This window comes from Blastomonas sp. 34TW (assembly GCF_059803595.1).
The window spans coordinates 388,362-411,506 of the sequence record NZ_JAPFGW010000002.1; the positions used below are offsets into that span (position 1 = coordinate 388,362).

Sequence of the window (23,145 nt, forward strand, 5' to 3'; positions counted from 1 at the left end):
CGCTATTTGTGCACCGCATTGCGCCCCGCCATCGCCGAATAGAAGGCGAAGGCGGGGGCCATGTCCTTTTCGTAATCGCCGGTGGGGTGGATCACCGGGCCCAGGCCTGCGCGCCGGTTGCCATAATCCATGAAGCCGCAGACGATCGGCACGCCCGCGCCATGCGCGATGCGGTAAAAGCCGGTGCGCCAGGCATCGACCGTCTTGCGCGTGCCTTCGGGCGCAATCGTGAGGATGAAATCCTCGCGCGCGGCGAATTCGGCGATCATCTGCTGCACCATGTCACCCGCCGCGCTGCGATCGACCGGGACGCCGCCCATCTGCCGCATGAAATTGCCGAACGGCCAGCGGAACAGCGAGGTCTTGGCCATGAAATGCGTCTGCAGGCCCAGCTCGCGGGTCACGCCCATATAGTTAGGAAAGTCCCAGTTGCTGGTATGCGGCACCGCGATGATGACATAGCGCCGCTCGGGCGGTGGCGTGCCCACAGCCGTGAACCGGTGGCGGCGATAGATGAACATCAGCAGCGCATAAAGCGCGCGCGCCATCCAGCCGAGATGCGCGGTCGATGGCTCGCGCGAGCGCGACGCCTGGCTTGCCTTGGTCATCCTACCCCCGGTCGCGCCTTGCCGCTTGCAGCGAGATAGCCGTAGCGGCAGGCACCTGTCGCCTAGTGACGCAATCGCGCGGCGAGATCAACCGCACGACAATCGGCGCCGATAAATTTGGCGCCGCGTCGATCAATCATATTGCGCACAATATAATCGCTTACTATATATCCGTCATACACGGACAACAAGGAGCCGAAAATGAGCACTCTCTATACCACCCGCGTCAACGCCTATGGCGGCCGCAGCGGCACCATCAAGAGCGAGGACGGCATTCTCGACCTGGCGCTCGCCATGCCCAAGGAACTGGGCGGCAAGGGCGGCGCGACCAACCCCGAGCAGCTCTTTGCCGCAGGCTATGCCGCCTGTTTCGAGAACGCCGTCATCCATGTGACGCGCGGCAAGGCGGAGCAGGTCAAGGACAGCGATATCGAGGTCGCTGCCGAAGTCAGCCTGCTGCCGACCGAACAGGGCGGTTTCCAGCTCGCCGTCGCGCTCGAGGTCGAGATCACCGGCGTCGATCAGGCCAAGGCCGAGGAGATCGTTCAGGCAGCGCACGCCGTCTGCCCCTATTCGAACGCGATCCGCGGCAATGTCGACGTCAAGATCAGCGTGTTCGCGCAATGACCGGCAAGGTGGCAGCGCCGGGCGATGATCCGCTTCTGCTCGATCGGCAGGTGTGCTTCCCGCTCTACGCGGCCACCAACCTGCTGAACCGGCTGTACGGGCCGGTTCTCAAGCCGCTGGGGCTCACCTACCCGCAATATCTGGTGATGCTGGTGCTGTGGGAAGACGAGCCTCAGACGGTCGGTTCGCTCGGCGCGCGGCTCTATCTGGACAGCGGGACGTTGACCCCGCTGCTCAAGCGGATGGAGGCGGCTGGCCTGGTCAGCCGTACCCGCGATGCCGAGGACGAGCGGCGCGTGCTGATCGGCCTGACCGAGCAGGGCAGGGCGCTGCGGGCGGACGCGCTGCACGTGCCCGAGACGATCGCGGGCGGCCGCTCGCCCGAGGGGCTCGACGAGCTTCGCGAGAGTGTGCGCAGACTGGTCGCGATGCTGGCGGCGCCCGGCGCGGAGGGTTGAGCGCGCTCAGCGGCGCTTGCGGAAGGGCCAGTCGGTGACCCCGCCTGCCCAGAGCGCCCACCAGATGATCAGCGGTTGCAGCATCAGCCGCGGGCCGTGATAGGTCCAGGGAAGCCGCATGCCGCCGATCGCGATGTCATTGATCGCATGGTTGATATTGGCAGGCCACACGCACAGGGCATAGAGCGCCAAGCCGATCCCTGCGGCAAAGCGCAGCCGCGGGATCATCAGCCCGACCGCGCCGGCGATCTCGGCAATGCCGGTCAGGAAGACCATTTCATCGGGAAACGGCACCCAGCCCGGGGTGATCGCAAGGAACCCGCCGGGCGAGCGGATGTGGATGACCCCGGCAGCGAAATAGATCAGCGCCAGCAGCCAGCGAAATCCGGTGCGGACGGGCGATTGCGCCTGCATGGCCGCCTCAGCGCTTGCGCACGAACTCGGCGCGCAGCACCAGGCCCTTGATGCCGTCGAACCGGCAGTCGATTTGCTGCGCGTCGCCGGTCAACCGGATCGCCTTGATCAGCGTGCCGCGCTTGAGCGTCTGCCCCGCGCCCTTGACCTTGAGGTCCTTGATCAGCGTGACCTGATCGCCATCGGCGAGCAGATTGCCGACCGCATCGCGGACCTCGACCGCATCGCTCGCGGGCGCGCTCACCTGGTCCGCCGGGACCCATTCGCCCGTAGCCTCGTCATAGACATAGGCGTCTTCCTCGTCCGGCTGCATCGGCCCTTCCCCCTCTTCGCTCTTCGCGATCCTCGCCGCCTCTATAGGCGCATAAGAACCAGTTCAACACGCCTTTCGGTCCCCTGCGCAGGCAGGGGGCCATCTCCTGCCCGCGCATCTGTCGCAGCCGATGCCAGGATGACGAACCGTTCGATGATGGGCCCCTGCCTTCGCAGGGGACCGGTCTTATCTCGTAGCGTCGGATGGCGTTGCGACCTTCGCGCGCTTCTTCCGCGCGGGCGCAGGCTTGTTGGCGCGGTGCTTTTTCGCCGCCTTGGGGGTCGGCGCATCGGGGCCGTCGGGCTTGGGCTTGAACCGGCACAGGTCCGCGACCGGGCAGCGCCAGCATTCGGGCTTTCGTGCCTTGCAGATATAACGACCGTGCAGGATCAGCCAGTGATGGCCGTGCACGCGGAACGGGCCCGGCGTGCCCTTGTCGAGTGCGCGCTCGACATCGATCACGGTGCGCCCCGGCGCCAGCCCGGTGCGGTTGCCGACGCGGAAGATATGCGTGTCGACCGCAAAGGTTTCCGCCCCGAACGCCGCGTTGAGCACGACATTGGCGGTCTTGCGCCCGACGCCGGGCAGCGCGGTCAGTGCATCGCGATCTTCCGGCACCTCGCTGCCGTGCCGCTCGATCAGCGCCTCGGACAGAGCGATGACGTTTTTCGCCTTGCTGTTGAACAGGCCGATCGTCTTGATATGCGCCTTCAAGCCTTCCTCGCCCAGCGCGACCATCTGCTCGGGGGTCTTGACGCTCTCGAACAGCGCCCGTGTCGCCTTGTTGACGCCGATGTCGGTCGCCTGGGCGGAGAGGACCACCGCGACGAGAAGCTGGAAATGATTGCCATATTCCAGCTCGGTCACCGGCGCGGGGTTGGTTTCGGCGAGGCGGCGGTAGAATTCGAAAGTGTCGGCCTTGTTCATGGCGCCGCTTGTGCCAGAGCCATGTCCACCGCGGCAAGGGCGTGCAGCGTGGTCGTGTCGAACAGCGGCACGGCGCTGTCTTCCTCTCGCACCAGCAGCATGATCTCGGTACAGCCCAGGATGATCGCCTGCGCGCCGGCCTCTGCGAGCCGCGCCATGATCGCGCGATAGGTGGTGCGCGACTCTTCGGTCACGATCCCGCGCACCAGCTCGTCATAGATGATTCGGTGCACGTCCTGCCGGTCCGCCGCTTCTGGGACGATCACGTCCAGCCCGTACCGCTGCGCCAGCCGATCGCGCAGGAAAGGCTGTTCCATGGTGAAACCGGTGCCCAGCAGCCCGACCTTGGCTAGCCCCTTGGCTGCTATGGCGCTGCCGACCGGATCGGCAATGTGCAGCAGCGGGATGCCGATCGCTGCCTGAACCGCATCGGCCATCAGGTGCATGGTATTGGTGCAGACGACCAGCAGCTCCGCCCCGCCGCGTTCGGCCTGGCGTGCAGCAGCAATCATTCGCTCAGTCAGCGCATCCCAGTCGCCTGCATGCTGCAGCGCCTCGATCTCGGCGAAATCGACCGAGACCATCACGCTTGCCGCGCTGTGCGTGCCGCCGAGGCGCTCGCGAACCGCCTGGTTGATCAACCGGTAGTAATGCACCGAGCTCTCCCAGCTCATCCCGCCGAGCAGGCCGATGGTGCGCATCAGGGATTGGCCGTGGCGGTCGCTGGCTTGCCTGCGGGGTGCTTTGCCTTCCATTCCATCGCGCTGCGCACGCGGCGCTCGACCGAGGGGTGCGTGTAGAACAGCATTTCCTGCAAGGGATGCGGGCGCGGGTAGCGATATTCGGCGGTCTTGACGAGCGCACCCGCCAGAGCATCGGGCAGGTTGACCATCTGCAGCGAATAGGCGTCGGCCTCGCTCTCGCCGATCCGGGTCAGCGCATTGGTCACCGGCAGCGCCAGCGTGCCCAGGATCGACAGCACCAGCATCAGCACCGGCAGGCCGCGCGGATCGGATATATCGGTGGTCGGGCTGCCCAGCGCGCGGGCAAGGCGCGGGTGCAGGCGATCGGCAAGGAAGAACAGCACGACCACGAGCAGGCTCAGCACCCCGACCGAGCGCCAGACATGGCCGAGCACATAATGGCCGATCTCGTGCCCGGTCACCGCGCGCACCTCGTCGAGCGAGGCCTGTTTCAGCGCGACATCCGAGATGGCGATCCGCGCGGCGCTGCCGATGCCGGAGACGTTCGCGGTGAAATTGTTCGATTGGCGCGATCCGTCATAGATGAAGATCCTGTCCGCCGGGATATCGACCTGGCGTGCCATATCGAGCACCGCATCGCGCACCGGTCCCTCGGGAATCGGCTTGTACTGGTTGAACAGCGGCTCGATCAGGCTCGGCGCCAGCAGCAGGCCTGCCGATACCGCCGCCGCGGCAAGGCCGGCGGACCAGAGCCACCAGGTCTGGCCGGTACGCCGCATCAGCGCATAGACGCCGAGCAGAAACAGGCTGCCCATCACGGTGCTGATCGTCATCGCGATCGCGCCCTGGCTGAGGAAATCGCCAAGCGGCTGGCTGGTCAGGCCATAGCTCTTTTCGTGCCACCAGTCCGAATAGATCGTCCAGGGCAGGCCGAGCACGGTGGAGGCTACCGAGAAGCCTGCGACCGTCAACAGGGTACGCAGCGCCCAGCCGCGCCGTTCCAGGCGCGCCCAGATGCGATTGGTGAGCTTCAGCCGCACGAGAATCAGGGTGACGACCAGTGTGACGACCAGCCCGCCCAGGATCATCCATTCGCTCGATGCCGTATAGGCGGCGGCCTTGGCGAGCGCTTCCGCGCCCAGCCCGTCGATATACGCCCTGGTTGCCGCTTCCGGATCGAATGCCATGCCTGCCCCGCTGTATTGCTGTTATAATACAGGCTTAAGCGGAGGCGTGATGGTCGTCAAGCCAGCCCCAACACCTGCGGCATGGTGTAACGCCCTGCCGGCTGGTCGTGCAGCCACAGGCACGCCCTGACTGCACCGCGCGCGAACACCATCCGGCTTTCGGCGCGATGGGTGAGTTCGATCCGCTCGTTATCGCCCGCCAGATAGACGGTATGGTCGCCCGCGACCGATCCGCCGCGCAAGCTCGCAAAGCCGATCGCCCCGCGTGCCCGTGCGCCGGTCACGCCATCGCGCCCGCGCTCGCTGTCGCGTGCGAGGTCGAGCCCGCGCGCCCGCGCTGCCGCCTCGCCCAGCAGCAAGGCAGTCCCAGAGGGTGCATCGACCTTGTGGCGGTGGTGCATTTCGGCAATCTCGATATCCCAGTCCTCGCCGAGCCGGATCGCGGCTTCGTGGACCAGATGCGCGAGCAAGGTGACGCCGAGCGAGGTATTGCCCGTCTGCAGCACGGCGATGTGATCGGCAGCGCTGTCGATCAGCCAGTGATGGCGTTCCTCCAGCCCCGTGGTCCCGATGACGATGGGCACATTCGCCGCGACCGCCGCGTCGAGATTGGCCTCGAGTGCCTGGGGGACCGAGAAATCGACCAGCACGTCGCTCTCCTTTGCCAGCGCCAGCGGATCGCCGCCCTGATCGATGCCGCCCGAAACGCTTGCGCCGCCCTCCGCAATCGCGCTTTCCAGCGCCTGGCCCATGCGGCCCGCAAGCCCGATAATCCCGATACGCGTCATCCGTCTTTCCTCAGACTGTAATTCGCCCGGCCAATGCCCTATTGCCTGGCTCATGGCAAAGATTCCCAGCATCGTCATCCTCACCGGCGCCGGCGTGAGCGCGGAAAGCGGCATCGACACCTTCCGCGCCGAGGGCGGTCTATGGGAGCAGCACCGGGTGGAGGATGTCGCCACGCCCGAGGCGTTCGTGCGCGATCCCGATCTGGTGCTGCGCTTCTACGACATGCGCCGCGAGGCGATCCAGACCAAGCAGCCCAATGCCGCGCACGAGGCGCTGGCCCGGCTCGACCGCGAATGGCCGGGCGAACTGCTGATCATCACCCAGAATGTCGACGATTTGCACGAGCGCGCTGGTGCAAGCCGGTTGCTGCACATGCACGGCACGCATCTGACCGCCTGGTGTCTCGCCTGCGATGCGCGGCCCGAATGGCGCGAACCGCTGATCGACCGGCCCGCCTGTCCCGAATGCGGCGTGGCCGGGCAGCTGCGCCCCGATATCGTCTGGTTCGGCGAGATGCCGTACGAAATGGAGCGGATCTACGAAGCCGTCGGCGCGTGCGACCTGTTTGTCTCGATCGGTACCTCGGGCGCGGTCTATCCTGCTGCGGGCCTCGTGCGCGAGGCGCGGGCGAGGGGCGCGATGACGCTAGAGCTCAATCTCGAGCCGAGCCAGGGCAGCTATTTCTTCCACGAATCGCGCCACGGCCCGGCGACGAAGCTGGTGCCCGAATGGGTCGGCGAGATGCTGGGTCAGGGATGATGCGCGCAGGGCCCTCCCTCTCGATGGGGGAGGGTTGGGTGGGGGTGATCGTGCCGGATCATGCCTGGGCGCCAACTGGCACCACCAGCCTCACCGCTGCGACAAGGTGGCAAAGCCACCAAGTCTCGCTGCCTCTCCCATCGAGGGAGAGGCGGGTAACGCGCACGCTTTCCCTCCCCAAGAAGAGGGGAGAGGCCTAGCCGTTCACCGTCACCACCAGAAACAGCGTCCAGCCGATCGCCACCGCATAGGCGATCCAGGTGCCGATGACGCCCAGCGCGCGCAGCTGCGGCGGCTTGCCGGGGCCGTGGGGCTGGTGCAGACCGATGATATGCGCGGCACGGGCCGCCAGAAACAGCACCGCCAGCCCGGTCAGCGGCCAGTGGCTGGCATTCGCCATCTCGAGCAGCCCGATCAGGATCACGAACAAGGGCGCGTGCTCGGCGAGATTGCCATGCGCGCGGCTCGAACTGATCAGCCCGGCATCGCCCGCATCGCCGAACGAGGCCTGGGTGCGGAAGCGTGCGCGCACGGTCGCGATGGCGGTGGCGAGCAGCATGATCGCGCAGATCGCGGCGGTCAGCGCGGTAACGGGCAGGGTCATCGGCATCCTCCCAGATGAGGAGCCGACTATGCCGCCGGGCTCGCGCCCCCGCAAGCCTTGCACTCTGGGTCCTTGGCAATCTTCAGCGTGCGCCAGAGCGGGCTGAGGCCATCGATCAGGTGCAGCTTGCCGCGCGGATCGTCGCCAAATCCGGTGATCGCGCGCACGACCTCCATCGCGGCGAACGCGCCCACTAGGCCGACCATCGCGCCGAGTACGCCCTGCTCGGCGCAGGTATCGCAATCCTCGGCATCGAACGCGTCACCGACAAAGCAGCGATAGCAGGGCGCATCGGGCAACCAGCCGCGAAACGTGCCGATCTGCCCCTGGAAACGCCCGATCGCCGCGCTGACCAGCGGGATGTGCAAGGCGGTGAGCGTATCGGAGACGAGCAGCCGCGTCGCGAAATTGTCGGTGCCGTCGAGCACGACATCGGCTCCGGCGAGCAGGGCGGTGGCATTGTCCGCGCTCAGCCGCTCGGGCAGGGCGGCGACCTGTAATTCGGGGTCGAACCGCCGGACCCAGGCGGCCGCGACCTCGGCCTTGGATTGCCCGACATCTGCGGGCGTGAACAGTGTTTGGCGCTGCAGGTTGGAAAGATCGACTGCATCGCCATCGATCAGCGTCAGCTTCCCGATGCCGGCGGCGCCGAGATACTGCAGCGCCGGACAGCCGATTCCACCCATGCCGACCAGCAGGACATGCGCTGACGCGAGCTTCGCCACGCCCACGCCGCCGATCTCGGGCAGCACGATATGCCGGGCATGGCGTTCGAGCTGGGTGGGGGAAAGCGGCATGCGGCGAACGTCCTCATTGAACCGCGCGAATGCCGAAAAGGCCATCGTCATTCCCGCGAAAGCGGGAATCCCGCTCGGGTCGGCGCTATAGCGGGATTCCCGCCTTCGCGGGAATGGCGAAATTGTTGGGCTGGTGCCGCGTCAGCTTTCCAGCTGCTGCAGCAGCGCGCGTACGTCGCCATCCATATCGGCATCGCGCGTGCGCAGGTCCTCGATCAGGCGGACGGCGTGGATGACGGTCGAATGATCGCGTCCGCCGAACTTGCGGCCGATCTCGGGATAGGAGCGCGGGGTCAGCACCTTGGCGAGATACATCGCCACCTGGCGCGGGCGCACCACGGCGCGTGCGCGGCGCTTGGACGACATTTCGGCGCGATCGACCTTGTAGAACTGGCAGACGGCGCGCTGGATCTCGTCGATGGTGATCCGTCGGCGGTTGGCGCTCAGGAGGTCCGAGAGTTGCTCCTCGGCCAGCGCCAGCGTCACCTTCTGCCCGGTGATCTGGGCATAGGCCATCAGCTTGTTGAGCCCGCCGACCAACTCGCGGACATTGCGGCTGATCGTGCGTGCGAGAAACTCGGTCACGTCTTCGGGAATCTCGCCCATGCGCATCTGTTCGACCCGCGCGCGCAGGATCGCGCGGCGCAGTTCGATATCGGCAGGCTGAATGTCGGCGACCAGGCCCATGGCGAGCCGCGAGAGCAACCGCTGATCCACCCCGTCCAGCGCCTGGGGCGCGCGGTCCGAGGTGACGACGAGGCGCTTGCCTGCGCCCAGGATCGCATCGATCGTGTGGAGGAATTCCTCCTGGGTCGAATTCTTGCCGATGATGAACTGGATGTCGTCGACCAGCAGCATGTCGAAGCTGCGCAGACGCGCCTTGAATGCCATTGAATCGCCGCGCTGAATGGCACTGACGAAATCGTTCATGAACTTTTCCGCCGGGCAGTAGCAGATGCGCGCCTGCGGATTGATCTCGGCATAGGCATTGCCGATCGCGTGGAGCAGGTGCGTCTTGCCCTGGCCGGTCGCGGCCTTGAGGTAGAGCGGGCTGAACAGCGGCTTTTCGGCTGCGGCCATGCGCTGCGCGGCGTTGAACGCGAGCACGTTCGACTGACCGGTGATGAAGCCCGAGAAGAGCTGCGAGGGATCGAGCGCGATGCGGTTGCCGCTTTCGGCAGCGCGCGGCGCGGCCGCGATCGGCGCCACCGGGGCGGCCACGCGCGGGCGTGCGATCTCGGCTTCACGCGGCGCGGCGGCAATGGCGACGCTGCGCACTTCGGGGCGCACGATCTTCCAAGCCAGGGCCAGACGGTCGGCAAAGCGCTCGCGCACCCAGTTGGCGGAAAATTCAGACGGCAGGTGCAGGTGAAGCTGGCCCGAGGCAGGCTCGAAGCTGCCGGGACGGATGGGGCGGATCCACTGGGTGTGGATCTGTGCACCCAGATCCTTGCGCAGACCTTCGCTGATCTCGTTCCAGTCGGCCGCCCAGTCTGCCGCGCCGCTCGAATCACTGAGTTCGATCATGCCTGAATGCCACTTCTTGTATCTTGGTCAGCACCGGTACCGCCGGTCATCGCTGACAAGGGGTCCGGCGGAACCTGATGGTTCTGCCGGATGGGACGGAAAACGGCGGGCAACCCTTGACTTCGGTTGCACCCCAGCCGTTGCGGAATGCTAGTTCAGGCGCCCTCGGCCAGGGTCCGGCCAGCGCGAGCTGGCACAGGCGGCATGCCGGGCGGCATAGCCGGGCAGGCGTGCAGAGTCACATCCGGGATGATCCCGGTCCATCCAGTGCAGTGGCAATCCGACCCAGTTACGCAAAACCTGCTACCTCCCCCTCGCTTGCATCGCATCAGGGCCTATCCCTGGCGCAATGATCTTCCCTGTGTGCCGCCCAACCCCTTGGTCAGCACGGGAAACCGTCCCAAATCTGGGGCACAAAAGGTGCTCACCGAAAAACACATGGGTCTTTCGATCAATGTATCCACCAGTTTGTGCAATGGAGAGCTTGGCTGATCGCTCGGCTCTCGACCCTGATGTAGCCGTGGAAAAACGAGTCGAGCAAGAGCCGCCGGGTAAAAAAAATGAAATAATGGCGCTTGACTCGGTTAACGCGAGGATATTGCTGGATTCACATTGATTATAATTCAAATTCAATGACTTGGCCGGAGGCATGTTACCCCTGCCGAGCCGAATCGCAGGAAATGCGTCAGTTGCCCGATGGGGCGTGTGACGGATCCATTACCGTTATGTCACAAAGCCGACGCGATGTTGCAAACACTGTCAAGAACACTGGGCGCACGAAAAATCCGCCTGCCCTGACGGGCGGCGGATCATCGTGTCCGAAAGACTGGAAGCGGGCAGGGCGTTGGCGCCGCCACCCGATTCGCCATCAGGCCAGAGCGGCGAGCCGCTTGGTCAGGCGCGAGAACTTGCGCGAGGCGGTGTTCTTGTGCAGCACGCCCTTGGCAACGCCGCGGGCCAGCTCGGGCTGTGCGCTGGCGAGAGCCGCCTTGGCCGCTTCCTTGTCGCCGGCGTCGAGGGCCGATTCGACCTTCTTGACGAAGGTGCGGATGCGACCGATGCGGTTGCCGTTGACGACGGCACGACGCTCGTTCCGGCGGATGCGCTTCTTGGCTTGCGGCGTATTGGCCATAGTTTCTCACACGTCTTTCAATTGGCGATCACGGCTGATCGGCGGATTTGGGGTAAAGCAGATTGGCCGCCCGGTGGCGGTGCCAGCGCTTTGAAGCCGCTGCCGTTAGCGATTCTCATGGCCTACGTCAACGTCTCAATGCCGCCCGGTGGGGCGATCGCGGCTATTTCTGGCAGGAACGGCACCAGAAGGTCGAGCGGCCCGATTGCACCAAGCGCTCGACCGTGCCGCCACAGGGGCAGGCCTCACCCTCGCGCCCGTAAACCCGCCATTGCTTGGCGAAATAGCCGAGTTGCCCGTCGGGCCGGGCATAATCGCGCAGGGTCGATCCACCTGCCAGAATGGCATCGGCCAGCACCGCCTTGATCGCGGCGACCAGCGGTTTCAGCTTGGCAGGGCCGATCTGCCCGGCAGCCCGCAGCGGCGAGATTCGCGCCATATTGAGCGCCTCGCAGACATAGATGTTGCCCAGCCCTGCGACGATTCGCTGGTCGAGCAGCATCGCCTTGATCGGCGAGGCGCGTCCTGCCAGGCGTTCGCGCAGATAGGCGGGGGTGAATTCGTCACCCAGCGGTTCGGGGCCCATCGCGGCAAAAGGGGCGAAACCTGCGAGCGCATCGGTCGTCACCAGGTCGACCGAGCCGAAGCGGCGCGGATCGAACAGCGAGAGGCAGTGCCCCGATTCGGTCTCCATGACCAGATGGTCGTGCGCGCCGATATCCTCGGGATCGATCCGCCAGCGCCCGGACATGCCGAGGTGGAACACCATCGAATCGCCCCGGTCGGTGTCCAGCAGTCCGTATTTGGCGCGCCTGCCGAGCGAGATGATCCTCGCGCCCGTCATCCGCTGGCCGAGATCGACCGGAAAGGCGCGGCGCAGGTCCGCGCGGCGCGCGACGACGCTGGTCAGGCGCACGTCCTGCAGCACGGCAGCAAGCCCGCGCACGGTGGTTTCGACTTCGGGAAGCTCTGGCATAAAAAGGCCCGTTATCAGGCTTTGCGCTGGGCACAAAGATGCTTACATGGCGCTTATGAGCGAGACAGTGCCCTTTGGCTATCAGGATATCGACCCGGCGGAAAAGCAGGGCCGGGTTGGCGGCATATTTTCCAACGTCGCGGCCAAATATGACATCATGAACGACGCGATGTCGGGCGGCATGCATCGGTTGTGGAAGGATCGCTTCGTGCGCCGGGTCAAGCCGCGTGCTGGCGAGGACATTCTCGACATGGCGGGCGGCACCGGCGACATCGCCTTTCGCATGGTCAAGTCGGGCGCGAACGTGACCGTTGCCGACATCAACCAGGACATGCTCGATGTCGGCATCGAGCGCGCAGTCGAGCGCGGCGAGGACCGGCTGGTCTGGTCGTGCCAGGATGCCGAGAAGCTCAAATTCCCCGACCGCAGCTTCGATGCCTATACGATCGCCTTCGGCATCCGCAACGTCACCTATATCGACAAGGCGCTGGCCGAGGCGCACCGCGTGCTGCGCTATGGCGGCCGCTTCTTCTGCCTCGAATTCGCGTCGACCGAATGGCCGGTGTTCGGCGAAGTCTATGATGCCTATTCGCACCATCTGATGCCGCGCCTGGGCCAGATGATCGCGGGCGATGCCGACAGCTATCGCTATCTCGCCGAATCGATCCGCCGATTTCCCAAGCCGCCGGTGTTCGAGCAGATGATCAGGGACGCCGGGTTCACCGCGACCAAGGTCGAGCAGATCCTGGGCGGCGCGGTCAACATTCACAGCGGCTGGAAGGCGTGATGGGGGAAGGGCCGGCTGAACGGCGGGGGTTCGGCATCCGCCCATGACCCGTCCGCGCACGCATATCCTGCGGCTCCTGAAATGGGGCCGCATCCTTGCGCGCCATGGGGCGCTCAAAGGGCTCGAGGCCGCGCCGCAGACCCCGCCTGAGGTGCGCCGCCTGTTCCGCCTCGCGCGCTTTGGTGCCAGCGTGCCCGCCGTGCCCGATTATGCCGGGGCCTTCCGCGCGATCGGCCCGGCGGCGATCAAACTCGGCCAGACGCTCGCCACCCGGCCCGATCTGGTCGGCGAGGAAGCCGCGAACAATCTGCTCACCCTGCAGGACAGCCTGCCGCCGGTGCCGTTCGAGGACATCCGCGCCGAGATCGAGCAGGGGCTGGGCGGCCCGCTGGAGAAATTCTTCGAATTCGTCGAGCCGATGCCGGTCGGCGCGGCTTCGGTCGCGCAGGTGCATCGCGGGCGCACGACCGACGGGCGCGACGTCGCGATCAAGGTGCTGCGCCCCGGCGTGCGCAAGAATTTCGCGCGCGACATCGACACCTATGAATGGGCTGCCGCGCATCTCGAATCGCTGGGCGGCGAAGCCTCGCGCCTGCGCCCGCAGCTCACCATCGCCAATTTCAAGCGCTGGACCCTGCGCGAGCTCGACCTGCGCCGCGAGGCGGCGAGCGCGTCGGAGCTTGCCAGCGCGATGGATGGCCATCCGGGCTATCGCGTGCCCCAAATCGACTGGGATCGCACCTGCGGCACGGTAATGACGCTCGAATGGATCGACGGCATCAAGATTTCCAACCGCGAAGCGCTGATCGCCGCCGGACACGACCTGCCCGATCTCGCGCGGCGGCTGGTGCTCGCGTTCCTGCGCCAGGCGATCGCTGGCGGCTTCTTCCATGCCGACATGCACCAGGGCAATCTGTTCGTCGCCCCCGATGGCACGATCGTCGCGATCGATTTCGGCATCATGGGCCGCATCAACCGCCAGGCGCGTTTCTGGCTGGCGGAAATCCTCTATGGTCTCACCACCGGCAACTATCGCCGCGTCGCCGAAATCCATTTCGAGGCGCAGTACGTGCCGAGCTATCACAATGTCGACGAGTTCGCGACCGCGCTGCGTGCCGTCGGCGAGCCGATGCGCGGCAAGCCGGTGAGCGAGCTGTCGGTCGGGCAGATGCTCGACGGGCTGTTCGCGATCACGCGCGATTTCGACATGAAGACCCAACCGCACCTGCTGCTGCTGCAGAAGACGATGGTGATGGTCGAGGGCGTCGCGACCCAGCTCGATCCCAATATCAACATGTGGGATGTCGCAGCGCCCTATGTGCGCGACTGGATTCGCGGTGAGCTGGGCCCCGAGACGCTGCTTGCCGACCGGATCAACACCGATGTCGCGACGCTCTTACGCCTGCCCGACCTGATCCGCCGCCTCGAGGAGCGCGTGCCCAGAAAGGGCGGCGCCCCCGAGCCGCCGCCGGTCCCCAAAATCCCGCTGATCTGGGACCGCAAACGCCGCGCACGGGGAGGCGGGGGCTTCTGGAGCCATCTTACGGCTTTGGTGATCGGGGCGGGCGCAGGCGCGGCGGCGCTGCTCGCCTGGGTGCATTGACGTAGCGGTCGCTCTCTCCCCTTCAGGGGAGAGACGCGAGACTTGGCAGCGTGCTGCCTAGTCGCAGCTGAGAGGGGCGTTAGCCAGCGACACCGTTGCGCATCCCCCCTCCCAAACCCTCCCCCCTGAGCCGTAAGGCGAGCGAAGCTCAACGGGAGAGGGCTTAGCCGCCCGCCCACTCGCACCACCAAACTCCCCTCCCTGCAAGGGAGGGGCAGGAAGTGGGTAAGCGCGCGCAGCGCGCCATCGACGGTGGTGCGAAACGCCGACCCACCCCTAACCCCTCCCTTGCAGGGAGGGGAACGCGCTGACCAACCGCCTCGCACGCCCCCTTCGCGGCTTCGCATCTTCGCGTGCGAAAAGGGGTTTCACGCGAAGCCGCGAAGCCGCGAAGAGGTGCGATCCAGATGTGCTGACCCACCCCACCAAACCACCTGCTCCCCCGCAAAGGCAGGGGTCCATCTCCCGAGCGTCGCGCCGGGCGCCAGGGCAGGAGATGGATGCCTGCCTGCGCAGGCAAGCGGGGAGGGGATAGCGGCTTTGCAACCAAGCGGAAAAATTCCTGCCATTCAGCAACTGACCCCGTTGCGGACATTCGCTGCCTGTGATCAATTGCCTATATGAGGTTGAATCATCTTCTGATCCTTGCTCTCTGCGGCTGTAGCCCAGCCGACGCCGAGATACGTTCGGAAATTGGCAATGGTGCACTTCGGCCAGCTAAGATTTATCCTGACGAAGAGATAACTTTGACTATTCGGCGAACGCAAGACGATCCTTCCGCGCAGATGTCTATAGTAATAAAGCCAGATCGAACCTTGCGCGTCGAAAAGTATGATTGGAATTTTTCTAGTGAGCGAACTGATTTGGTTACTCATACGTTAGACAACCAACATGTAAGCAAACGAATTTTAAGAGATTTATACACAAGACTTGCCCCATATCGACCCGAGCAACTGACGGAGGAGGGAGCTACCCTATCGCCGAAAGACTGCAACATCACCTCTCATGGCTCGTCGATCGTGAGCGTTGGTTTCAAAGATTCCAATGATAAGATCGGAGTGTTCGTGCTGCAAAAGGGATGTGCGGGACAAAGCGCTGCGAGGATCGAGTCTGATCTTAAGCAAATTCTGTCCAAATTGCCGGAACTCGACGTCATCAAAGGTTATGGCTGGAGTGAATCCTAGGAACGGCAACTAACCACCCAAACGCCGTCATCGCCGGGTTCTCACTCATCGCTTGAAACCGGACACCTCCTAAACCTACCCGGTCACCCCCAGCACCGCCCCCAGCAGCCCCGGAAACCTCTTATCTACCTCCTCGCGCCGCAGCGTGTTCATATGCTGCACGCCGGCTATCCGCGTGTGCACCAGCCCGGCGCTGCGCAGCACGCGGAAATGGTGGGACATGCTCGATTTCGGGCGGCCGCCGTCGAGCGCGGCACAGCTCGCTTCGCCGTCGCGGGCGAGCTGGCGGACGATGTCGAGCCGCACCGGATCGCTCAGCGCGTGGAGCAGATGCTCGATCGAAACGTCGGCAAGGTCGGGATGGGCATAATTCCTCATGCGCCCTTATATAGCGTGGTACTCTTGAATATCCTATAGTTCGATTATATACGAACAATCAAACCTACCCCCACCCCCTATCCAAGGACATTTCCCCCATGACCAATCCCAGCCCCGGCACCGACGCCCCGCTGTTCACCCCGTTCACGCTCAAGTCGATCACACTGCGCAACCGCATCGCGGTCTCGCCCATGTGCCAATATTCGGCGACCGAAGGCGTCGCCAATGACTGGCACCGCTCGCATCTCGTCTCGTTCGCGCGGGGCGGGGCGGGGCTGGTCGTGGTCGAAGCCTCGGGCGTGTTGTAGCGGAACAAGTTCGTTTAGAGTCTGGAACAAGAGGTTCTGGACTCATAGCGCATAATCGGGGCTTTCGTAGATCGAAGGAAAACCGTCACCTCTGGTGGTTGGGGCGCGCGGAACTTGGCGGTTTTTTCCAGGGCGATGAGAAGCCCGTGAGCGCCTCCTGAGAGGGTGTTATCAGTCCTCTTTGCCTTCTGCAAATGGGTCGCCGGTCAGCCTCTTCCAGCGGCGGTCGTATTCACGATTGGCAGCCTCATTTGCCTCGATCGCGCGCTTAGTCAATGACAGGCATCGCCGGAGCTCAGCTACGGCAGCTGATGAACCGCCCAAGCTCAACGAGTCGATCAGGGTTCCCTCGCGATAGAATGAGAGGTTCTTTGATCGTGCTAACTGGTCGAGCAGCCAATCGGTATCCTCGCTCCTGGCATAGAGCGTGAAGCCGGGCTCAAACGCGCCGTCTTTCTCATTCAACCCGATTAGTTTTGTCTCAACGCCCTTGCCATCGAAAAACATGACCGCCGGATATGGCATCTTGTCTTCGATCGACTGCCATTGGCTATTGGAGATGCTCAAGACGCTGGGCTCATCAGGTTCAGTCAGAAGAAAAAATCTGGTGCTGCCGGGGCCTTCAAATGTTGTGCTCAAGGTGCACTGGTTCCAAGAGTTGTAAACCGACCAGCCGTTGACGTTCACGAGGTCGCCATCCTGGGCGGCTGCGGGAATAGATGTCGCGGCCACCAAAAGAGCAGCGAGAAAACCCCTCATTGTCCACTCCTAACGTATTGCGGCTAGCGGCCTACCCAAGATACGACCGATCAAATAGTAGCGATCCTCCCCGATTTGACCGTGTTCATCGGGGCCGACCAGGCGTGGGTAAACCCAGTATTCGCCATCGTCTTCTACCACCAAATGCTGCCCCCTTGCGCGAACTGAGTAGCGTCCAACGAGGCGATTTGAAAGCTCTCCCATCATTTCAAGCCCCCAAAGGCAGAGGTGGCCTTCTGCTAGATCAGCTAGAGAATGATCCTGCACGATCACCTGCTCGCCTTCCTTCAGATCGGCAGGAGGATAGGCGCTCAGCAGCCGCGTAGTCCACAAGCCGCTGTCGGTCAGCAAAGTCCGATTGAGCCAGTCGCGACGGAATGCGGTGCTCGCCAACGGTTCGCCTTTGCCGGATTCTGTGAATGTGCGCAGATCGTACTCTGGTAATGCCACCCAGTCTGAGTTGGCCGCATCAGTCAACCAGGCAGGGCGACCAATGGGTGGCTCGACCGGAATTGATGGGTGGTCCTTTAACAGCCAGTCAAGCGTGATCCCAAGCGCGTCGGCGATCTTTACCGCATTGTCGGCCCGAGAAATACCCCTTTGGACGTAATCGCTTATCGTGCTCGCCGGAATTCCGGTCCTCTGGGACAACCAAGCGTAATCTCGCCCCTTCAACTCGCTTAAAATGCGATTTCCCACCGGATTATCGGTTGATACGAATTGACGCCTGCGTCGCCGTGATGTATCCGAGATTTCGTCACGAACTTTCGGGTTAACCATATGTTACTCACTCACATGCATCCAGAGGACGTCAAGGCTGAACTTCGGAAGAGATTCCGCTCCGTCGCAGCCTTTGAGCGCCACCACGGATTGCCGAATAAATCGGTTACCGACCTTTTGCGGGGCTACAAAAGCAGGCGCGTTGCCAGTGCGATTGAAGCGGCGCTTAGCAAGCCAGTCTCTGACCTTCCACCATCCGAATATTCGGACGTTATCGCAAATCCAACAGATTCGCACCGTGAAAAATCGGCAGGTGCGAAATGAGCGCTCCATCAAAAGATGAGCTCGATGTCGCAGCGCAACGTGCTGCGCAGGCGATCGCGGATCGCTTGCGCAGCCACGTTCCGGGTCTTTCTGAAGCCCAAAAAGATCGCCGCGACGTGGCCATTCGCTGGATAGAGCATGGCAAGCGGCCACAGCCTTACAACGATCTCGTCCAGAACCTTTGGCTCTGCTTCCAGATGCGGCCAAGCGAGTGGACGTCGTTAGTTTATCATCATGCCGATGAGACATTCCGCCTCGCGGACGCGTTCAGCGACCATGTCATTCTTCTAATTCGGCCATACTGGCATCGCTCCACCGTCGCTGAGCTGCGTCAACTTAGGGCAACCAAAGACAAACCGGTGGCTGCCCTTGGTGCGCTCCACTCAGCGGCTGCATTCGCTGCCGCCATTGAGGCGCTGCCTCTCGGCAAGGACATCCGCAACCGCCTGAGAGCTTTGCTCGATCAGCATGTATGCGACCTCAAGCAGCTCAGCGAGGAGCTGGGAGCATGAGGCTTACTCACCACCCAACTCGCCGAACGGGTCATTCCCGTCGTCAAACGGCCACAGGCTCGGATAGCTGTAAAGCAGCTCTCCCGCAGCCCACGCTGCCCGGTGCATCATCCTTATCGGGTGTATCTGCACCGATGTGTCTGCCGCGCTGGTGCTGGCAGCCTGGAGCCAGGCCAGTCCACTTCGGGCCATATGCGCTGCAGCTAACAGCATCTGGTGCCTTTCTGTGGCGTCGCTCATCTGGCGGAAAGTGGCAGCGCGTTCGTCCTCTGGCTGAACCATTATCTCGCGGAGTTCGTTTCCCCGCTGGTCAATCATCGCGTGCATCGCGCCTGCGTCGGTCGCTGCGGCGCTTTGCAGCACTGCTGCGAGGCCTTCGGCTTGCAGGGCGTCGAGATACCACTCCACCTCCCGCAGGACCGCTGCGCAATACTCGTCCACTTTCATCATGGCACTCCCCCGGCCCTGCAAGTCGGTTCCGGTTCTCCCGTGTTCGGCCTGACGAGTCAAACGGCGGATCGGAGGCGCAGCCATGACCCCCGAGGCGATCATCGAGATCGATCCGAACGAGGTTCGGTACAGCAACCGCATCGGCCTGCTCTGGCCTGAAAAAGTCGAGGCCATTGCCGCGCTGATGAAGCGCGACGGGCAGAATGACCCGATCAAGGTGCGCAAGAGCGTTGATGGTGGCGGCTGGATGCTCGTTGCGGGCCTTCACCGGCTGGAGGGCGCGAAACTCGCGCGGTTGAAGGTCAAGGCGATCGTCGTCGATGGCGATGCGCTGCAACTGCGGCTGATCGAGGCTTCCGAGAACATGCACCGGCGTGACCTCGGCCCGATCGAGAAGGCCCTGTTCGTGCGCGCCCTGGCTGACGTCTACCAGGCCCAGTTTACCCGCGATTTTGGCGGCGCATCTGCCCAGGAGATTGGCGCGCGCAAGCGCTGGGAAACCGAGCGGGACCTTGCCCAGAATGGTGCCGAAAAGCTCGCCGACCTGGAGGCAGCGCATAGTGCGGACACGATGTCCGGACTATACGGCTGGCAGGAAAGCGCTGCCGAGGCCCTCGGCATGTCATCGCGCGACCTGCGCCGCTTTCTGCTCATCCATAGGCAGATCATCGCCCCTCTGCCCGATCATTTCGAGGATTTGGCGCGCCACCCCGTGGGGCAGACCCGCAAGAACGTCCAGAAGCTGGCGGAGATCGCCAGCCTGGACGATCGCCGGAACGTCATCGATTGCATCCTCAAATGGCCAGTCGGCAAGATCACAGTCGAACAGGCCATGGCCGAATGCGGCTGCGCCGATGCCAAACAAGCCGCGCCCGCACAGGGTCAGACCAAGTTCCTGAACAACGCAGCCGCCAATCTCGACCGGCTGTCGGCATCCAGCTGGCGCAGCTGGGCTCCCACGCTCGCTGAGAAGGTCAAGCCGTCCGCGCTGGTCGCGGTGCGGGCTGCCCTGGACGCCCGGATCGAGGCGCTGCGCGCCAGCGGCGACCTGACGGAGAAAGACGAATGACCCTCGCTCACGTCCTTTGCACCCTGTTCTTTGCGCTGGTCGGCCTGTTCGCGATCGGCGTCATCGGCCTGACCTTCTGGAAGGGTGGCCAATGATGGCCGCTGCCGCCTCGATGATGCTTTGGTGCTTCGCCCTGGTCTGCTTTTTCTGCCTCGGCGTCATCCTTGCAGCTTTGCGGAAGGGTGATCTGTGATGGTCCGCTGCGCCGCCACCATCTGCCGCGACACTGTGTCGCGCGGCATGATCTTCTGCCCCGACCACTGGGCCGCGATCCCGCAGAGCACCCAGCGCGCGATCACCGCCGCCTGGCGCGCCCGCGACATGCAGGCCTATGCCGAGGCGTTCGACGCTGCGCGGACCTATCTCGACCTCGCCGACGGCACGTTCGAGGATGTTCTTGCTCCGCCGCCGCCCAATTGGGTGGTCCCCAAGCATATGGGGGCTGCACGATGACGTGGCCCGCATCCCGTATCGGCGACAAGGGCCAGCGCTGGCAGGTTGAGGCCCTCGGCTATCCGCGCGAAGGCGAATGGGCAACCATCGGCTGGAGCGACACGCGCCTCGGCGCGCGGGCCATGGCCAGCTCGATCAAGAAGCACCCGAGCTGCACGCAAACCCGCATCTCCGATCGCTGGAGGGGCGCATGACGCACGCCGATCGCGAAAAGCTGTGCTGGGCGCTGGGCTTCGTCGAAGGCCAGCTGCGCAACCTGCCCTGGATCAGCGTGCTGCACGAGGCCGAGCTGTGGCTCGATGCGACCATCCGCGCCGGTGAAGTCGGCCTCAGCATCCGCATGGCGGGTGTCTCGGGCGTCGTCACGCACGAGGCGGGCCAGGCCGAACTGCTCGCCGCCTGGATCAAGGCCGCAAGGCAATCGCTCGGCTGGGAGGCTGGACGATGATCGATCAGAAGCTGCTCAAGAAAATCCAGAAGTGCCTGCGCCTCGCCAGATCGGCGAACGAGCACGAGGCTGCTGCCGCCCTGGCGAAGGCTCGCGAGCTGATGGAGGCCAATGGCATCGGCGAGGCCGATCTTGCCATGGCCGAGATCGAGGAGGCCACCGCCCGCTCGACGCGCACCATGCGCCCGCCGCTCTGGGAACTGCACCTGAATGCAGCCGTCAATCGTGCGTTGGGCACCGTCTCCTTCATCGACGCGGTCGGCGATCGCACGTTCGTCGGCCACGGCCCGACCGCTGCCATCGCGACCTATGCCTATGCCATGCTGTTCAGGCAGCTGAAGACCGCACGGGCCGAGTACACCGCTACACGCCTCAAGCGCGTGAAACTGGGCCGCAAGCGTCTCGGGGCCGATATCTTCGCCCAGGGCTGGGCCAATGCGGTCCACAACAAGGTACGCGAGCTCGCTCCAAAGCGCGCCGACGACCCCGCGATCGAGCAATACATCGTCGCGCAGCACCCCGGCCTCGTGCCCGTCGATGCGCGCAAGGCGAAGGTTCAGGGTCAGGCAGCCTATAACGACTGGCTGCGCGGTCATCAGCAGGGCGATGCGGTCAACCTGCACCATGGCGTGGATGCCGCGTCCGGCCCCTCTTTGCTGGGGGACGCCCGATGATGACGCCCCGCGAAAAGCTCGTCATGGACCTGTATGACGAGGGCCTGACCGTCGGCAGGATCGCCTTGCAGCTGGGCCTCAAGCGCGGTGCGGTCACCACGATCACCAAGAAATACTCGCTGGGCGATGGCGGCTTCGAGGCCGGTATCGTCAAGGGATCACAGCTGCTGCGCCAAGCGCTGCAGCGCGCCCATCCCGACAAGACGGTGGAGGCGCGCATATGACCCTGACCCGTCAGGAATCGCGCGTGCTGGACTTGTGGGATGCGGGCCTGTCGATGCAGCAGATCGCGGCGCAGACCGGCATCAAAAAGGGTCAGGTCGAGCGCGTCGTCACCTATTTCGATGGCCGCAGCGACCGCCGCATCCAGGAGAACAGCGTCCGCGCCGGATCGGCCGCGCTGCTCGCCGCCCTCCGACAGGTGCAGCCATGAGCAGCGGCGAGCTTTCCAGCGCCGCAACGCGCCACCCTTGGGACTGGTATGTCGAGGAATCGTGGGTCACGGATGCGTTGATCGATACGCTCCGTGGTCCGCTCTGCGGCGGCTATGAGCAGTGGTTTGATATCGATCTGATCTGGGACCCGTGTTGTGGCCTCGGCAATACACTGGAGCCGTTCGCTCGGCGCGGTCTGGCCGTTGCGGGGACCGATATTCAGCAGCGCACCAACTCCCCAGCTTTCCTGTTCGAGCATGATTTCCTGGGCGATCAGACCTGTCTGCTCGACATTCACAAGAACAAGTCGATCGTCTTCAATCCGCCCTATTCGAACCAGGCTGGGCGCAAAGTCGCTGGCCTTGCAGAAAAGTTCATCCGCAAAGCCATCAAGCTCAACCCATGGACGCTCTGCGCACTGCTGCCGGTCAAGTGGTTGGCCAGCGAGGGTCGCCATAAGCTCTTCACCGAATATCCTCCGCTGTTCATCCTGATCCTGTCCGAGCGCCCATCCATGCCGCCCGGCGATCAGGTCGAGGCCCTGGGCAAAAAGGCCTTCCGCCACGGCAAGGTCGATTACATGTGGGTGGTGTGGGATTTCCACGCCCCGTGCGACGAAATCGAGCCCGGCGAAACCCGCACGATCTGGATCGCCCCTCGGCCGAAGAACCGCAGATCGAAGCGGGGGTGCAGCTGATGGGCGCGCGGCTTAAATCCCGTTCGGCACGCTTCCGCCGTGGCCTGCTCCACAGCGTCCAGCAGGGGCTCTGCGGCATCTGCGGCCGGAAGCTCTACGGCACCAAGGGCACCTCGCTGGATCACGTGCTTCCCCTGTCGCGCGGTGGCGGCAATGAGGGGAATCTCCTGCTCGCCCACAAGCGCTGCAACGGAGCCAAGGGCAGCCGCCTGCCCACGGGCTGCGAACTCATCTTTCTCGACATCGTGAACACCAAGCTCGCCCAGTTCAGGGAGGTTTGCCCATGACTCGCCAGGCAGAAAAGTGGCGCACCCATCGCCGCGAATTCGAGTTGGCCATCGCCCACAAGATCACGCTGCGTGAGGCGCGGCAGATGCTGCGCCGCGATGCCCGTGAGCTCGCCGAGCACCGCATGCGCGCGACGATAGGCGCACACGCTGCACCCGGCCTTTCCGCCCCGATCGAGACGCCCGTGCTCAAGCCCCACGAGGAATTCGACGCCCGCTGGATGATGAGGAACTGA

At 64.1% G+C, this 23,145-nt stretch carries 35 protein-coding genes; 19 read left to right on the forward strand and 16 right to left on the reverse strand.

Going from position 1 to position 23,145, the window contains the following annotated elements; all coding sequences use genetic code 11:
• Window positions 1-2: 2 nt before the first annotated feature.
• On the reverse strand, window positions 3-608 hold the full coding sequence (locus OPU69_RS04945) for a lysophospholipid acyltransferase family protein (RefSeq protein WP_060979081.1): 606 nt from the start codon (window positions 606-608) through the stop codon (window positions 3-5).
• 201 nt (window positions 609-809) lie between these two features.
• On the opposite strand from OPU69_RS04945, the gene OPU69_RS04950 reads away from it, so the two are divergent.
• Window positions 810-1,235, forward strand: coding sequence for an organic hydroperoxide resistance protein (locus OPU69_RS04950; RefSeq protein ID WP_110299566.1), 426 nt, complete (start codon window positions 810-812; stop codon window positions 1,233-1,235).
• Window positions 1,232-1,693 (forward strand): MarR family winged helix-turn-helix transcriptional regulator, encoded by a 462-nt coding sequence (locus OPU69_RS04955; RefSeq protein WP_498509531.1) that lies wholly within the window; start codon window positions 1,232-1,234, stop codon window positions 1,691-1,693. The genes OPU69_RS04950 and OPU69_RS04955 overlap by 4 nt, the downstream gene beginning before the upstream one ends.
• 6 nt (window positions 1,694-1,699) lie before the next feature.
• Here the strand turns inward: OPU69_RS04955 and OPU69_RS04960 are convergent, their stop codons facing one another.
• The 6 genes from OPU69_RS04960 to dapB form a co-directional block, all read right to left on the reverse strand.
• Window positions 1,700-2,107 carry a DoxX family protein gene (locus OPU69_RS04960; RefSeq protein ID WP_498509532.1) on the reverse strand — a complete coding sequence of 136 codons (408 nt, stop codon included), beginning with the start codon at window positions 2,105-2,107 and terminating at the stop codon, window positions 1,700-1,702.
• 7 nt (window positions 2,108-2,114) lie between these two features.
• On the reverse strand, window positions 2,115-2,420 hold the full coding sequence (locus tag OPU69_RS04965; RefSeq protein WP_498509533.1) for an alkylphosphonate utilization protein: 306 nt from the start codon (window positions 2,418-2,420) through the stop codon (window positions 2,115-2,117).
• Window positions 2,421-2,606: 186 nt separating this feature from the next.
• On the reverse strand, window positions 2,607-3,347 hold the full coding sequence (gene nth / locus OPU69_RS04970; protein ID WP_498509534.1) for an endonuclease III: 741 nt from the start codon (window positions 3,345-3,347) through the stop codon (window positions 2,607-2,609).
• Complete coding sequence (locus OPU69_RS04975; protein WP_498509535.1) at window positions 3,344-4,048, reverse strand: aspartate/glutamate racemase family protein; 705 nt, start codon at window positions 4,046-4,048, stop codon at window positions 3,344-3,346. Before OPU69_RS04975 ends, nth begins: the two co-directional genes overlap by 4 nt.
• Window positions 4,048-5,238, reverse strand: a complete 1,191-nt coding sequence (locus OPU69_RS04980) for a M48 family metalloprotease (protein ID WP_498509536.1) — start codon at window positions 5,236-5,238, stop codon at window positions 4,048-4,050. Before OPU69_RS04980 ends, OPU69_RS04975 begins: the two co-directional genes overlap by 1 nt.
• A gap of 56 nt (window positions 5,239-5,294) precedes the next feature.
• Complete coding sequence (dapB, locus tag OPU69_RS04985; protein WP_060976912.1) at window positions 5,295-6,026, reverse strand: 4-hydroxy-tetrahydrodipicolinate reductase; 732 nt, start codon at window positions 6,024-6,026, stop codon at window positions 5,295-5,297.
• Window positions 6,027-6,078: 52 nt separating this feature from the next.
• Between dapB and OPU69_RS04990 the strand changes: the two genes are divergently transcribed.
• Window positions 6,079-6,786 carry an NAD-dependent deacylase gene (locus OPU69_RS04990; protein ID WP_498509537.1) on the forward strand — a complete coding sequence of 236 codons (708 nt, stop codon included), beginning with the start codon at window positions 6,079-6,081 and terminating at the stop codon, window positions 6,784-6,786.
• Window positions 6,787-6,982: 196 nt separating this feature from the next.
• Here the strand turns inward: OPU69_RS04990 and OPU69_RS04995 are convergent, their stop codons facing one another.
• From OPU69_RS04995 to mutM, 5 genes are all read right to left on the reverse strand, one after another.
• On the reverse strand, window positions 6,983-7,390 hold the full coding sequence (locus OPU69_RS04995) for an MAPEG family protein (protein WP_498509538.1): 408 nt from the start codon (window positions 7,388-7,390) through the stop codon (window positions 6,983-6,985).
• 26 nt (window positions 7,391-7,416) lie between these two features.
• Entirely contained in the window at window positions 7,417-8,187 is a 771-nt protein-coding gene (locus OPU69_RS05000; RefSeq protein ID WP_498509594.1) for a HesA/MoeB/ThiF family protein, read from the reverse strand.
• A gap of 141 nt (window positions 8,188-8,328) precedes the next feature.
• Window positions 8,329-9,714 carry a chromosomal replication initiator protein DnaA gene (gene dnaA / locus OPU69_RS05005; RefSeq protein WP_060980352.1) on the reverse strand — a complete coding sequence of 462 codons (1,386 nt, stop codon included), beginning with the start codon at window positions 9,712-9,714 and terminating at the stop codon, window positions 8,329-8,331.
• Window positions 9,715-10,582: 868 nt separating this feature from the next.
• Window positions 10,583-10,846, reverse strand: coding sequence for a 30S ribosomal protein S20 (gene rpsT, locus OPU69_RS05010; RefSeq protein ID WP_060980353.1), 264 nt, complete (start codon window positions 10,844-10,846; stop codon window positions 10,583-10,585).
• A 163-nt stretch (window positions 10,847-11,009) separates the two neighbouring features.
• On the reverse strand, window positions 11,010-11,822 hold the full coding sequence (gene mutM / locus OPU69_RS05015) for a bifunctional DNA-formamidopyrimidine glycosylase/DNA-(apurinic or apyrimidinic site) lyase (protein WP_498509539.1): 813 nt from the start codon (window positions 11,820-11,822) through the stop codon (window positions 11,010-11,012).
• A gap of 55 nt (window positions 11,823-11,877) precedes the next feature.
• On the opposite strand from mutM, the gene OPU69_RS05020 reads away from it, so the two are divergent.
• The 3 genes from OPU69_RS05020 to OPU69_RS05030 all read left to right on the forward strand — a co-directional run bounded on the left by OPU69_RS05020 (window position 11,878) and on the right by OPU69_RS05030 (window position 15,396).
• Complete coding sequence (locus OPU69_RS05020; RefSeq protein ID WP_060980357.1) at window positions 11,878-12,609, forward strand: class I SAM-dependent methyltransferase; 732 nt, start codon at window positions 11,878-11,880, stop codon at window positions 12,607-12,609.
• A gap of 43 nt (window positions 12,610-12,652) precedes the next feature.
• Window positions 12,653-14,212 carry a 2-polyprenylphenol 6-hydroxylase gene (ubiB, locus tag OPU69_RS05025; protein ID WP_498509540.1) on the forward strand — a complete coding sequence of 520 codons (1,560 nt, stop codon included), beginning with the start codon at window positions 12,653-12,655 and terminating at the stop codon, window positions 14,210-14,212.
• A gap of 626 nt (window positions 14,213-14,838) precedes the next feature.
• Window positions 14,839-15,396: a hypothetical protein gene (locus tag OPU69_RS05030; RefSeq protein WP_498509541.1), complete on the forward strand. Its 558-nt coding sequence runs from the start codon at window positions 14,839-14,841 to the stop codon at window positions 15,394-15,396.
• Window positions 15,397-15,471: 75 nt separating this feature from the next.
• Here the strand turns inward: OPU69_RS05030 and OPU69_RS05035 are convergent, their stop codons facing one another.
• Window positions 15,472-15,774 (reverse strand): ArsR/SmtB family transcription factor, encoded by a 303-nt coding sequence (locus OPU69_RS05035; protein WP_498509542.1) that lies wholly within the window; start codon window positions 15,772-15,774, stop codon window positions 15,472-15,474.
• 98 nt (window positions 15,775-15,872) lie between these two features.
• Here OPU69_RS05035 and OPU69_RS05040 point away from each other — a divergent pair, with 98 nt between their 5' ends.
• Window positions 15,873-16,082 carry an oxidoreductase gene (locus OPU69_RS05040; protein WP_498509543.1) on the forward strand — a complete coding sequence of 70 codons (210 nt, stop codon included), beginning with the start codon at window positions 15,873-15,875 and terminating at the stop codon, window positions 16,080-16,082.
• 171 nt (window positions 16,083-16,253) lie between these two features.
• On the opposite strand, the gene OPU69_RS05045 is transcribed toward OPU69_RS05040, so the two are convergent.
• Together OPU69_RS05045 and OPU69_RS05050 are read right to left on the reverse strand one after the other, a co-directional pair.
• Window positions 16,254-16,841, reverse strand: a complete 588-nt coding sequence (locus tag OPU69_RS05045; RefSeq protein WP_498509544.1) for a hypothetical protein — start codon at window positions 16,839-16,841, stop codon at window positions 16,254-16,256.
• Window positions 16,842-16,850: 9 nt separating this feature from the next.
• Window positions 16,851-17,621, reverse strand: a complete 771-nt coding sequence (locus tag OPU69_RS05050; protein ID WP_498509545.1) for a helix-turn-helix domain-containing protein — start codon at window positions 17,619-17,621, stop codon at window positions 16,851-16,853.
• Window positions 17,622-17,636: 15 nt separating this feature from the next.
• On the opposite strand from OPU69_RS05050, the gene OPU69_RS05055 reads away from it, so the two are divergent.
• The gene (locus OPU69_RS05055; protein WP_498509595.1) at window positions 17,637-17,885 is read left to right on the forward strand and encodes a helix-turn-helix domain-containing protein; all 249 of its coding nucleotides are present in this window, start codon (window positions 17,637-17,639) and stop codon (window positions 17,883-17,885) included.
• A complete protein-coding gene (locus tag OPU69_RS05060) occupies window positions 17,882-18,397 on the forward strand; it encodes a hypothetical protein (RefSeq protein ID WP_498509546.1) in 516 nt (171 codons plus the stop codon). The genes OPU69_RS05055 and OPU69_RS05060 overlap by 4 nt, the downstream gene beginning before the upstream one ends.
• Window positions 18,398-18,400: 3 nt before the next feature.
• Here the strand turns inward: OPU69_RS05060 and OPU69_RS05065 are convergent, their stop codons facing one another.
• The gene (locus tag OPU69_RS05065) at window positions 18,401-18,847 is read right to left on the reverse strand and encodes a hypothetical protein (protein ID WP_498509547.1); all 447 of its coding nucleotides are present in this window, start codon (window positions 18,845-18,847) and stop codon (window positions 18,401-18,403) included.
• An 82-nt stretch (window positions 18,848-18,929) separates the two neighbouring features.
• Between OPU69_RS05065 and OPU69_RS05070 the strand changes: the two genes are divergently transcribed.
• The 10 genes from OPU69_RS05070 to OPU69_RS05115 all read left to right on the forward strand — a co-directional run bounded on the left by OPU69_RS05070 (window position 18,930) and on the right by OPU69_RS05115 (window position 23,145).
• On the forward strand, window positions 18,930-19,916 hold the full coding sequence (locus tag OPU69_RS05070) for a ParB/RepB/Spo0J family partition protein (RefSeq protein WP_498509548.1): 987 nt from the start codon (window positions 18,930-18,932) through the stop codon (window positions 19,914-19,916).
• A 192-nt stretch (window positions 19,917-20,108) separates the two neighbouring features.
• Window positions 20,109-20,369: a hypothetical protein gene (locus OPU69_RS05075; protein ID WP_498509549.1), complete on the forward strand. Its 261-nt coding sequence runs from the start codon at window positions 20,109-20,111 to the stop codon at window positions 20,367-20,369.
• Entirely contained in the window at window positions 20,366-20,563 is a 198-nt protein-coding gene (locus OPU69_RS05080) for a hypothetical protein (protein ID WP_498509550.1), read from the forward strand. Before OPU69_RS05075 ends, OPU69_RS05080 begins: the two co-directional genes overlap by 4 nt.
• Window positions 20,560-20,817 (forward strand): hypothetical protein, encoded by a 258-nt coding sequence (locus tag OPU69_RS05085; protein ID WP_498509551.1) that lies wholly within the window; start codon window positions 20,560-20,562, stop codon window positions 20,815-20,817. Before OPU69_RS05080 ends, OPU69_RS05085 begins: the two co-directional genes overlap by 4 nt.
• Window positions 20,814-21,491, forward strand: coding sequence for a DUF7168 domain-containing protein (locus tag OPU69_RS05090; protein ID WP_498509552.1), 678 nt, complete (start codon window positions 20,814-20,816; stop codon window positions 21,489-21,491). The genes OPU69_RS05085 and OPU69_RS05090 overlap by 4 nt, the downstream gene beginning before the upstream one ends.
• Complete coding sequence (locus OPU69_RS05095) at window positions 21,488-21,715, forward strand: hypothetical protein (protein ID WP_498509553.1); 228 nt, start codon at window positions 21,488-21,490, stop codon at window positions 21,713-21,715. Before OPU69_RS05090 ends, OPU69_RS05095 begins: the two co-directional genes overlap by 4 nt.
• Complete coding sequence (locus OPU69_RS05100) at window positions 21,712-21,924, forward strand: LuxR C-terminal-related transcriptional regulator (RefSeq protein ID WP_498509554.1); 213 nt, start codon at window positions 21,712-21,714, stop codon at window positions 21,922-21,924. Before OPU69_RS05095 ends, OPU69_RS05100 begins: the two co-directional genes overlap by 4 nt.
• Entirely contained in the window at window positions 21,921-22,622 is a 702-nt protein-coding gene (locus tag OPU69_RS05105; RefSeq protein ID WP_498509555.1) for a TRM11 family methyltransferase, read from the forward strand. The genes OPU69_RS05100 and OPU69_RS05105 overlap by 4 nt, the downstream gene beginning before the upstream one ends.
• Complete coding sequence (locus OPU69_RS05110) at window positions 22,622-22,909, forward strand: HNH endonuclease (protein WP_498509556.1); 288 nt, start codon at window positions 22,622-22,624, stop codon at window positions 22,907-22,909. Before OPU69_RS05105 ends, OPU69_RS05110 begins: the two co-directional genes overlap by 1 nt.
• The gene (locus OPU69_RS05115) at window positions 22,906-23,145 is read left to right on the forward strand and encodes a hypothetical protein (RefSeq protein ID WP_498509557.1); all 240 of its coding nucleotides are present in this window, start codon (window positions 22,906-22,908) and stop codon (window positions 23,143-23,145) included. Before OPU69_RS05110 ends, OPU69_RS05115 begins: the two co-directional genes overlap by 4 nt.

Excerpts from the sequence above, each read along its gene's own strand:
- OPU69_RS04945 (WP_060979081.1), bottom strand. The coding sequence starts at position 608 with ATGACCAAGGCAAGCCAGGCGTCGCGCTCGCGCGAGCCATCGACCGCG.
- OPU69_RS04950 (WP_110299566.1), top strand. The coding sequence starts at position 810 with ATGAGCACTCTCTATACCACCCGCGTCAACGCCTATGGCGGCCGCAGC.
- OPU69_RS04955 (WP_498509531.1), top strand. The coding sequence starts at position 1,232 with ATGACCGGCAAGGTGGCAGCGCCGGGCGATGATCCGCTTCTGCTCGAT.
- OPU69_RS04960 (WP_498509532.1), bottom strand. The coding sequence starts at position 2,107 with ATGCAGGCGCAATCGCCCGTCCGCACCGGATTTCGCTGGCTGCTGGCG.
- OPU69_RS04965 (WP_498509533.1), bottom strand. The coding sequence starts at position 2,420 with ATGCAGCCGGACGAGGAAGACGCCTATGTCTATGACGAGGCTACGGGC.
- nth (WP_498509534.1), bottom strand. The coding sequence starts at position 3,347 with ATGAACAAGGCCGACACTTTCGAATTCTACCGCCGCCTCGCCGAAACC.
- OPU69_RS04975 (WP_498509535.1), bottom strand. The coding sequence starts at position 4,048 with ATGCGCACCATCGGCCTGCTCGGCGGGATGAGCTGGGAGAGCTCGGTG.
- OPU69_RS04980 (WP_498509536.1), bottom strand. The coding sequence starts at position 5,238 with ATGGCATTCGATCCGGAAGCGGCAACCAGGGCGTATATCGACGGGCTG.
- dapB (WP_060976912.1), bottom strand. The coding sequence starts at position 6,026 with ATGACGCGTATCGGGATTATCGGGCTTGCGGGCCGCATGGGCCAGGCG.
- OPU69_RS04990 (WP_498509537.1), top strand. The coding sequence starts at position 6,079 with ATGGCAAAGATTCCCAGCATCGTCATCCTCACCGGCGCCGGCGTGAGC.
- OPU69_RS04995 (WP_498509538.1), bottom strand. The coding sequence starts at position 7,390 with ATGACCCTGCCCGTTACCGCGCTGACCGCCGCGATCTGCGCGATCATG.
- OPU69_RS05000 (WP_498509594.1), bottom strand. The coding sequence starts at position 8,187 with ATGCCGCTTTCCCCCACCCAGCTCGAACGCCATGCCCGGCATATCGTG.
- dnaA (WP_060980352.1), bottom strand. The coding sequence starts at position 9,714 with ATGATCGAACTCAGTGATTCGAGCGGCGCGGCAGACTGGGCGGCCGAC.
- rpsT (WP_060980353.1), bottom strand. The coding sequence starts at position 10,846 with ATGGCCAATACGCCGCAAGCCAAGAAGCGCATCCGCCGGAACGAGCGT.
- mutM (WP_498509539.1), bottom strand. The coding sequence starts at position 11,822 with ATGCCAGAGCTTCCCGAAGTCGAAACCACCGTGCGCGGGCTTGCTGCC.
- OPU69_RS05020 (WP_060980357.1), top strand. The coding sequence starts at position 11,878 with ATGAGCGAGACAGTGCCCTTTGGCTATCAGGATATCGACCCGGCGGAA.
- ubiB (WP_498509540.1), top strand. The coding sequence starts at position 12,653 with ATGACCCGTCCGCGCACGCATATCCTGCGGCTCCTGAAATGGGGCCGC.
- OPU69_RS05035 (WP_498509542.1), bottom strand. The coding sequence starts at position 15,774 with ATGAGGAATTATGCCCATCCCGACCTTGCCGACGTTTCGATCGAGCAT.
- OPU69_RS05040 (WP_498509543.1), top strand. The coding sequence starts at position 15,873 with ATGACCAATCCCAGCCCCGGCACCGACGCCCCGCTGTTCACCCCGTTC.
- OPU69_RS05045 (WP_498509544.1), bottom strand. The coding sequence starts at position 16,841 with ATGAGGGGTTTTCTCGCTGCTCTTTTGGTGGCCGCGACATCTATTCCC.
- OPU69_RS05050 (WP_498509545.1), bottom strand. The coding sequence starts at position 17,621 with ATGGTTAACCCGAAAGTTCGTGACGAAATCTCGGATACATCACGGCGA.
- OPU69_RS05055 (WP_498509595.1), top strand. The coding sequence starts at position 17,637 with ATGCATCCAGAGGACGTCAAGGCTGAACTTCGGAAGAGATTCCGCTCC.
- OPU69_RS05060 (WP_498509546.1), top strand. The coding sequence starts at position 17,882 with ATGAGCGCTCCATCAAAAGATGAGCTCGATGTCGCAGCGCAACGTGCT.
- OPU69_RS05065 (WP_498509547.1), bottom strand. The coding sequence starts at position 18,847 with ATGATGAAAGTGGACGAGTATTGCGCAGCGGTCCTGCGGGAGGTGGAG.
- OPU69_RS05070 (WP_498509548.1), top strand. The coding sequence starts at position 18,930 with ATGACCCCCGAGGCGATCATCGAGATCGATCCGAACGAGGTTCGGTAC.
- OPU69_RS05075 (WP_498509549.1), top strand. The coding sequence starts at position 20,109 with ATGGTCCGCTGCGCCGCCACCATCTGCCGCGACACTGTGTCGCGCGGC.
- OPU69_RS05080 (WP_498509550.1), top strand. The coding sequence starts at position 20,366 with ATGACGTGGCCCGCATCCCGTATCGGCGACAAGGGCCAGCGCTGGCAG.
- OPU69_RS05085 (WP_498509551.1), top strand. The coding sequence starts at position 20,560 with ATGACGCACGCCGATCGCGAAAAGCTGTGCTGGGCGCTGGGCTTCGTC.
- OPU69_RS05090 (WP_498509552.1), top strand. The coding sequence starts at position 20,814 with ATGATCGATCAGAAGCTGCTCAAGAAAATCCAGAAGTGCCTGCGCCTC.
- OPU69_RS05095 (WP_498509553.1), top strand. The coding sequence starts at position 21,488 with ATGATGACGCCCCGCGAAAAGCTCGTCATGGACCTGTATGACGAGGGC.
- OPU69_RS05100 (WP_498509554.1), top strand. The coding sequence starts at position 21,712 with ATGACCCTGACCCGTCAGGAATCGCGCGTGCTGGACTTGTGGGATGCG.
- OPU69_RS05105 (WP_498509555.1), top strand. The coding sequence starts at position 21,921 with ATGAGCAGCGGCGAGCTTTCCAGCGCCGCAACGCGCCACCCTTGGGAC.
- OPU69_RS05110 (WP_498509556.1), top strand. The coding sequence starts at position 22,622 with ATGGGCGCGCGGCTTAAATCCCGTTCGGCACGCTTCCGCCGTGGCCTG.
- OPU69_RS05115 (WP_498509557.1), top strand. The coding sequence starts at position 22,906 with ATGACTCGCCAGGCAGAAAAGTGGCGCACCCATCGCCGCGAATTCGAG.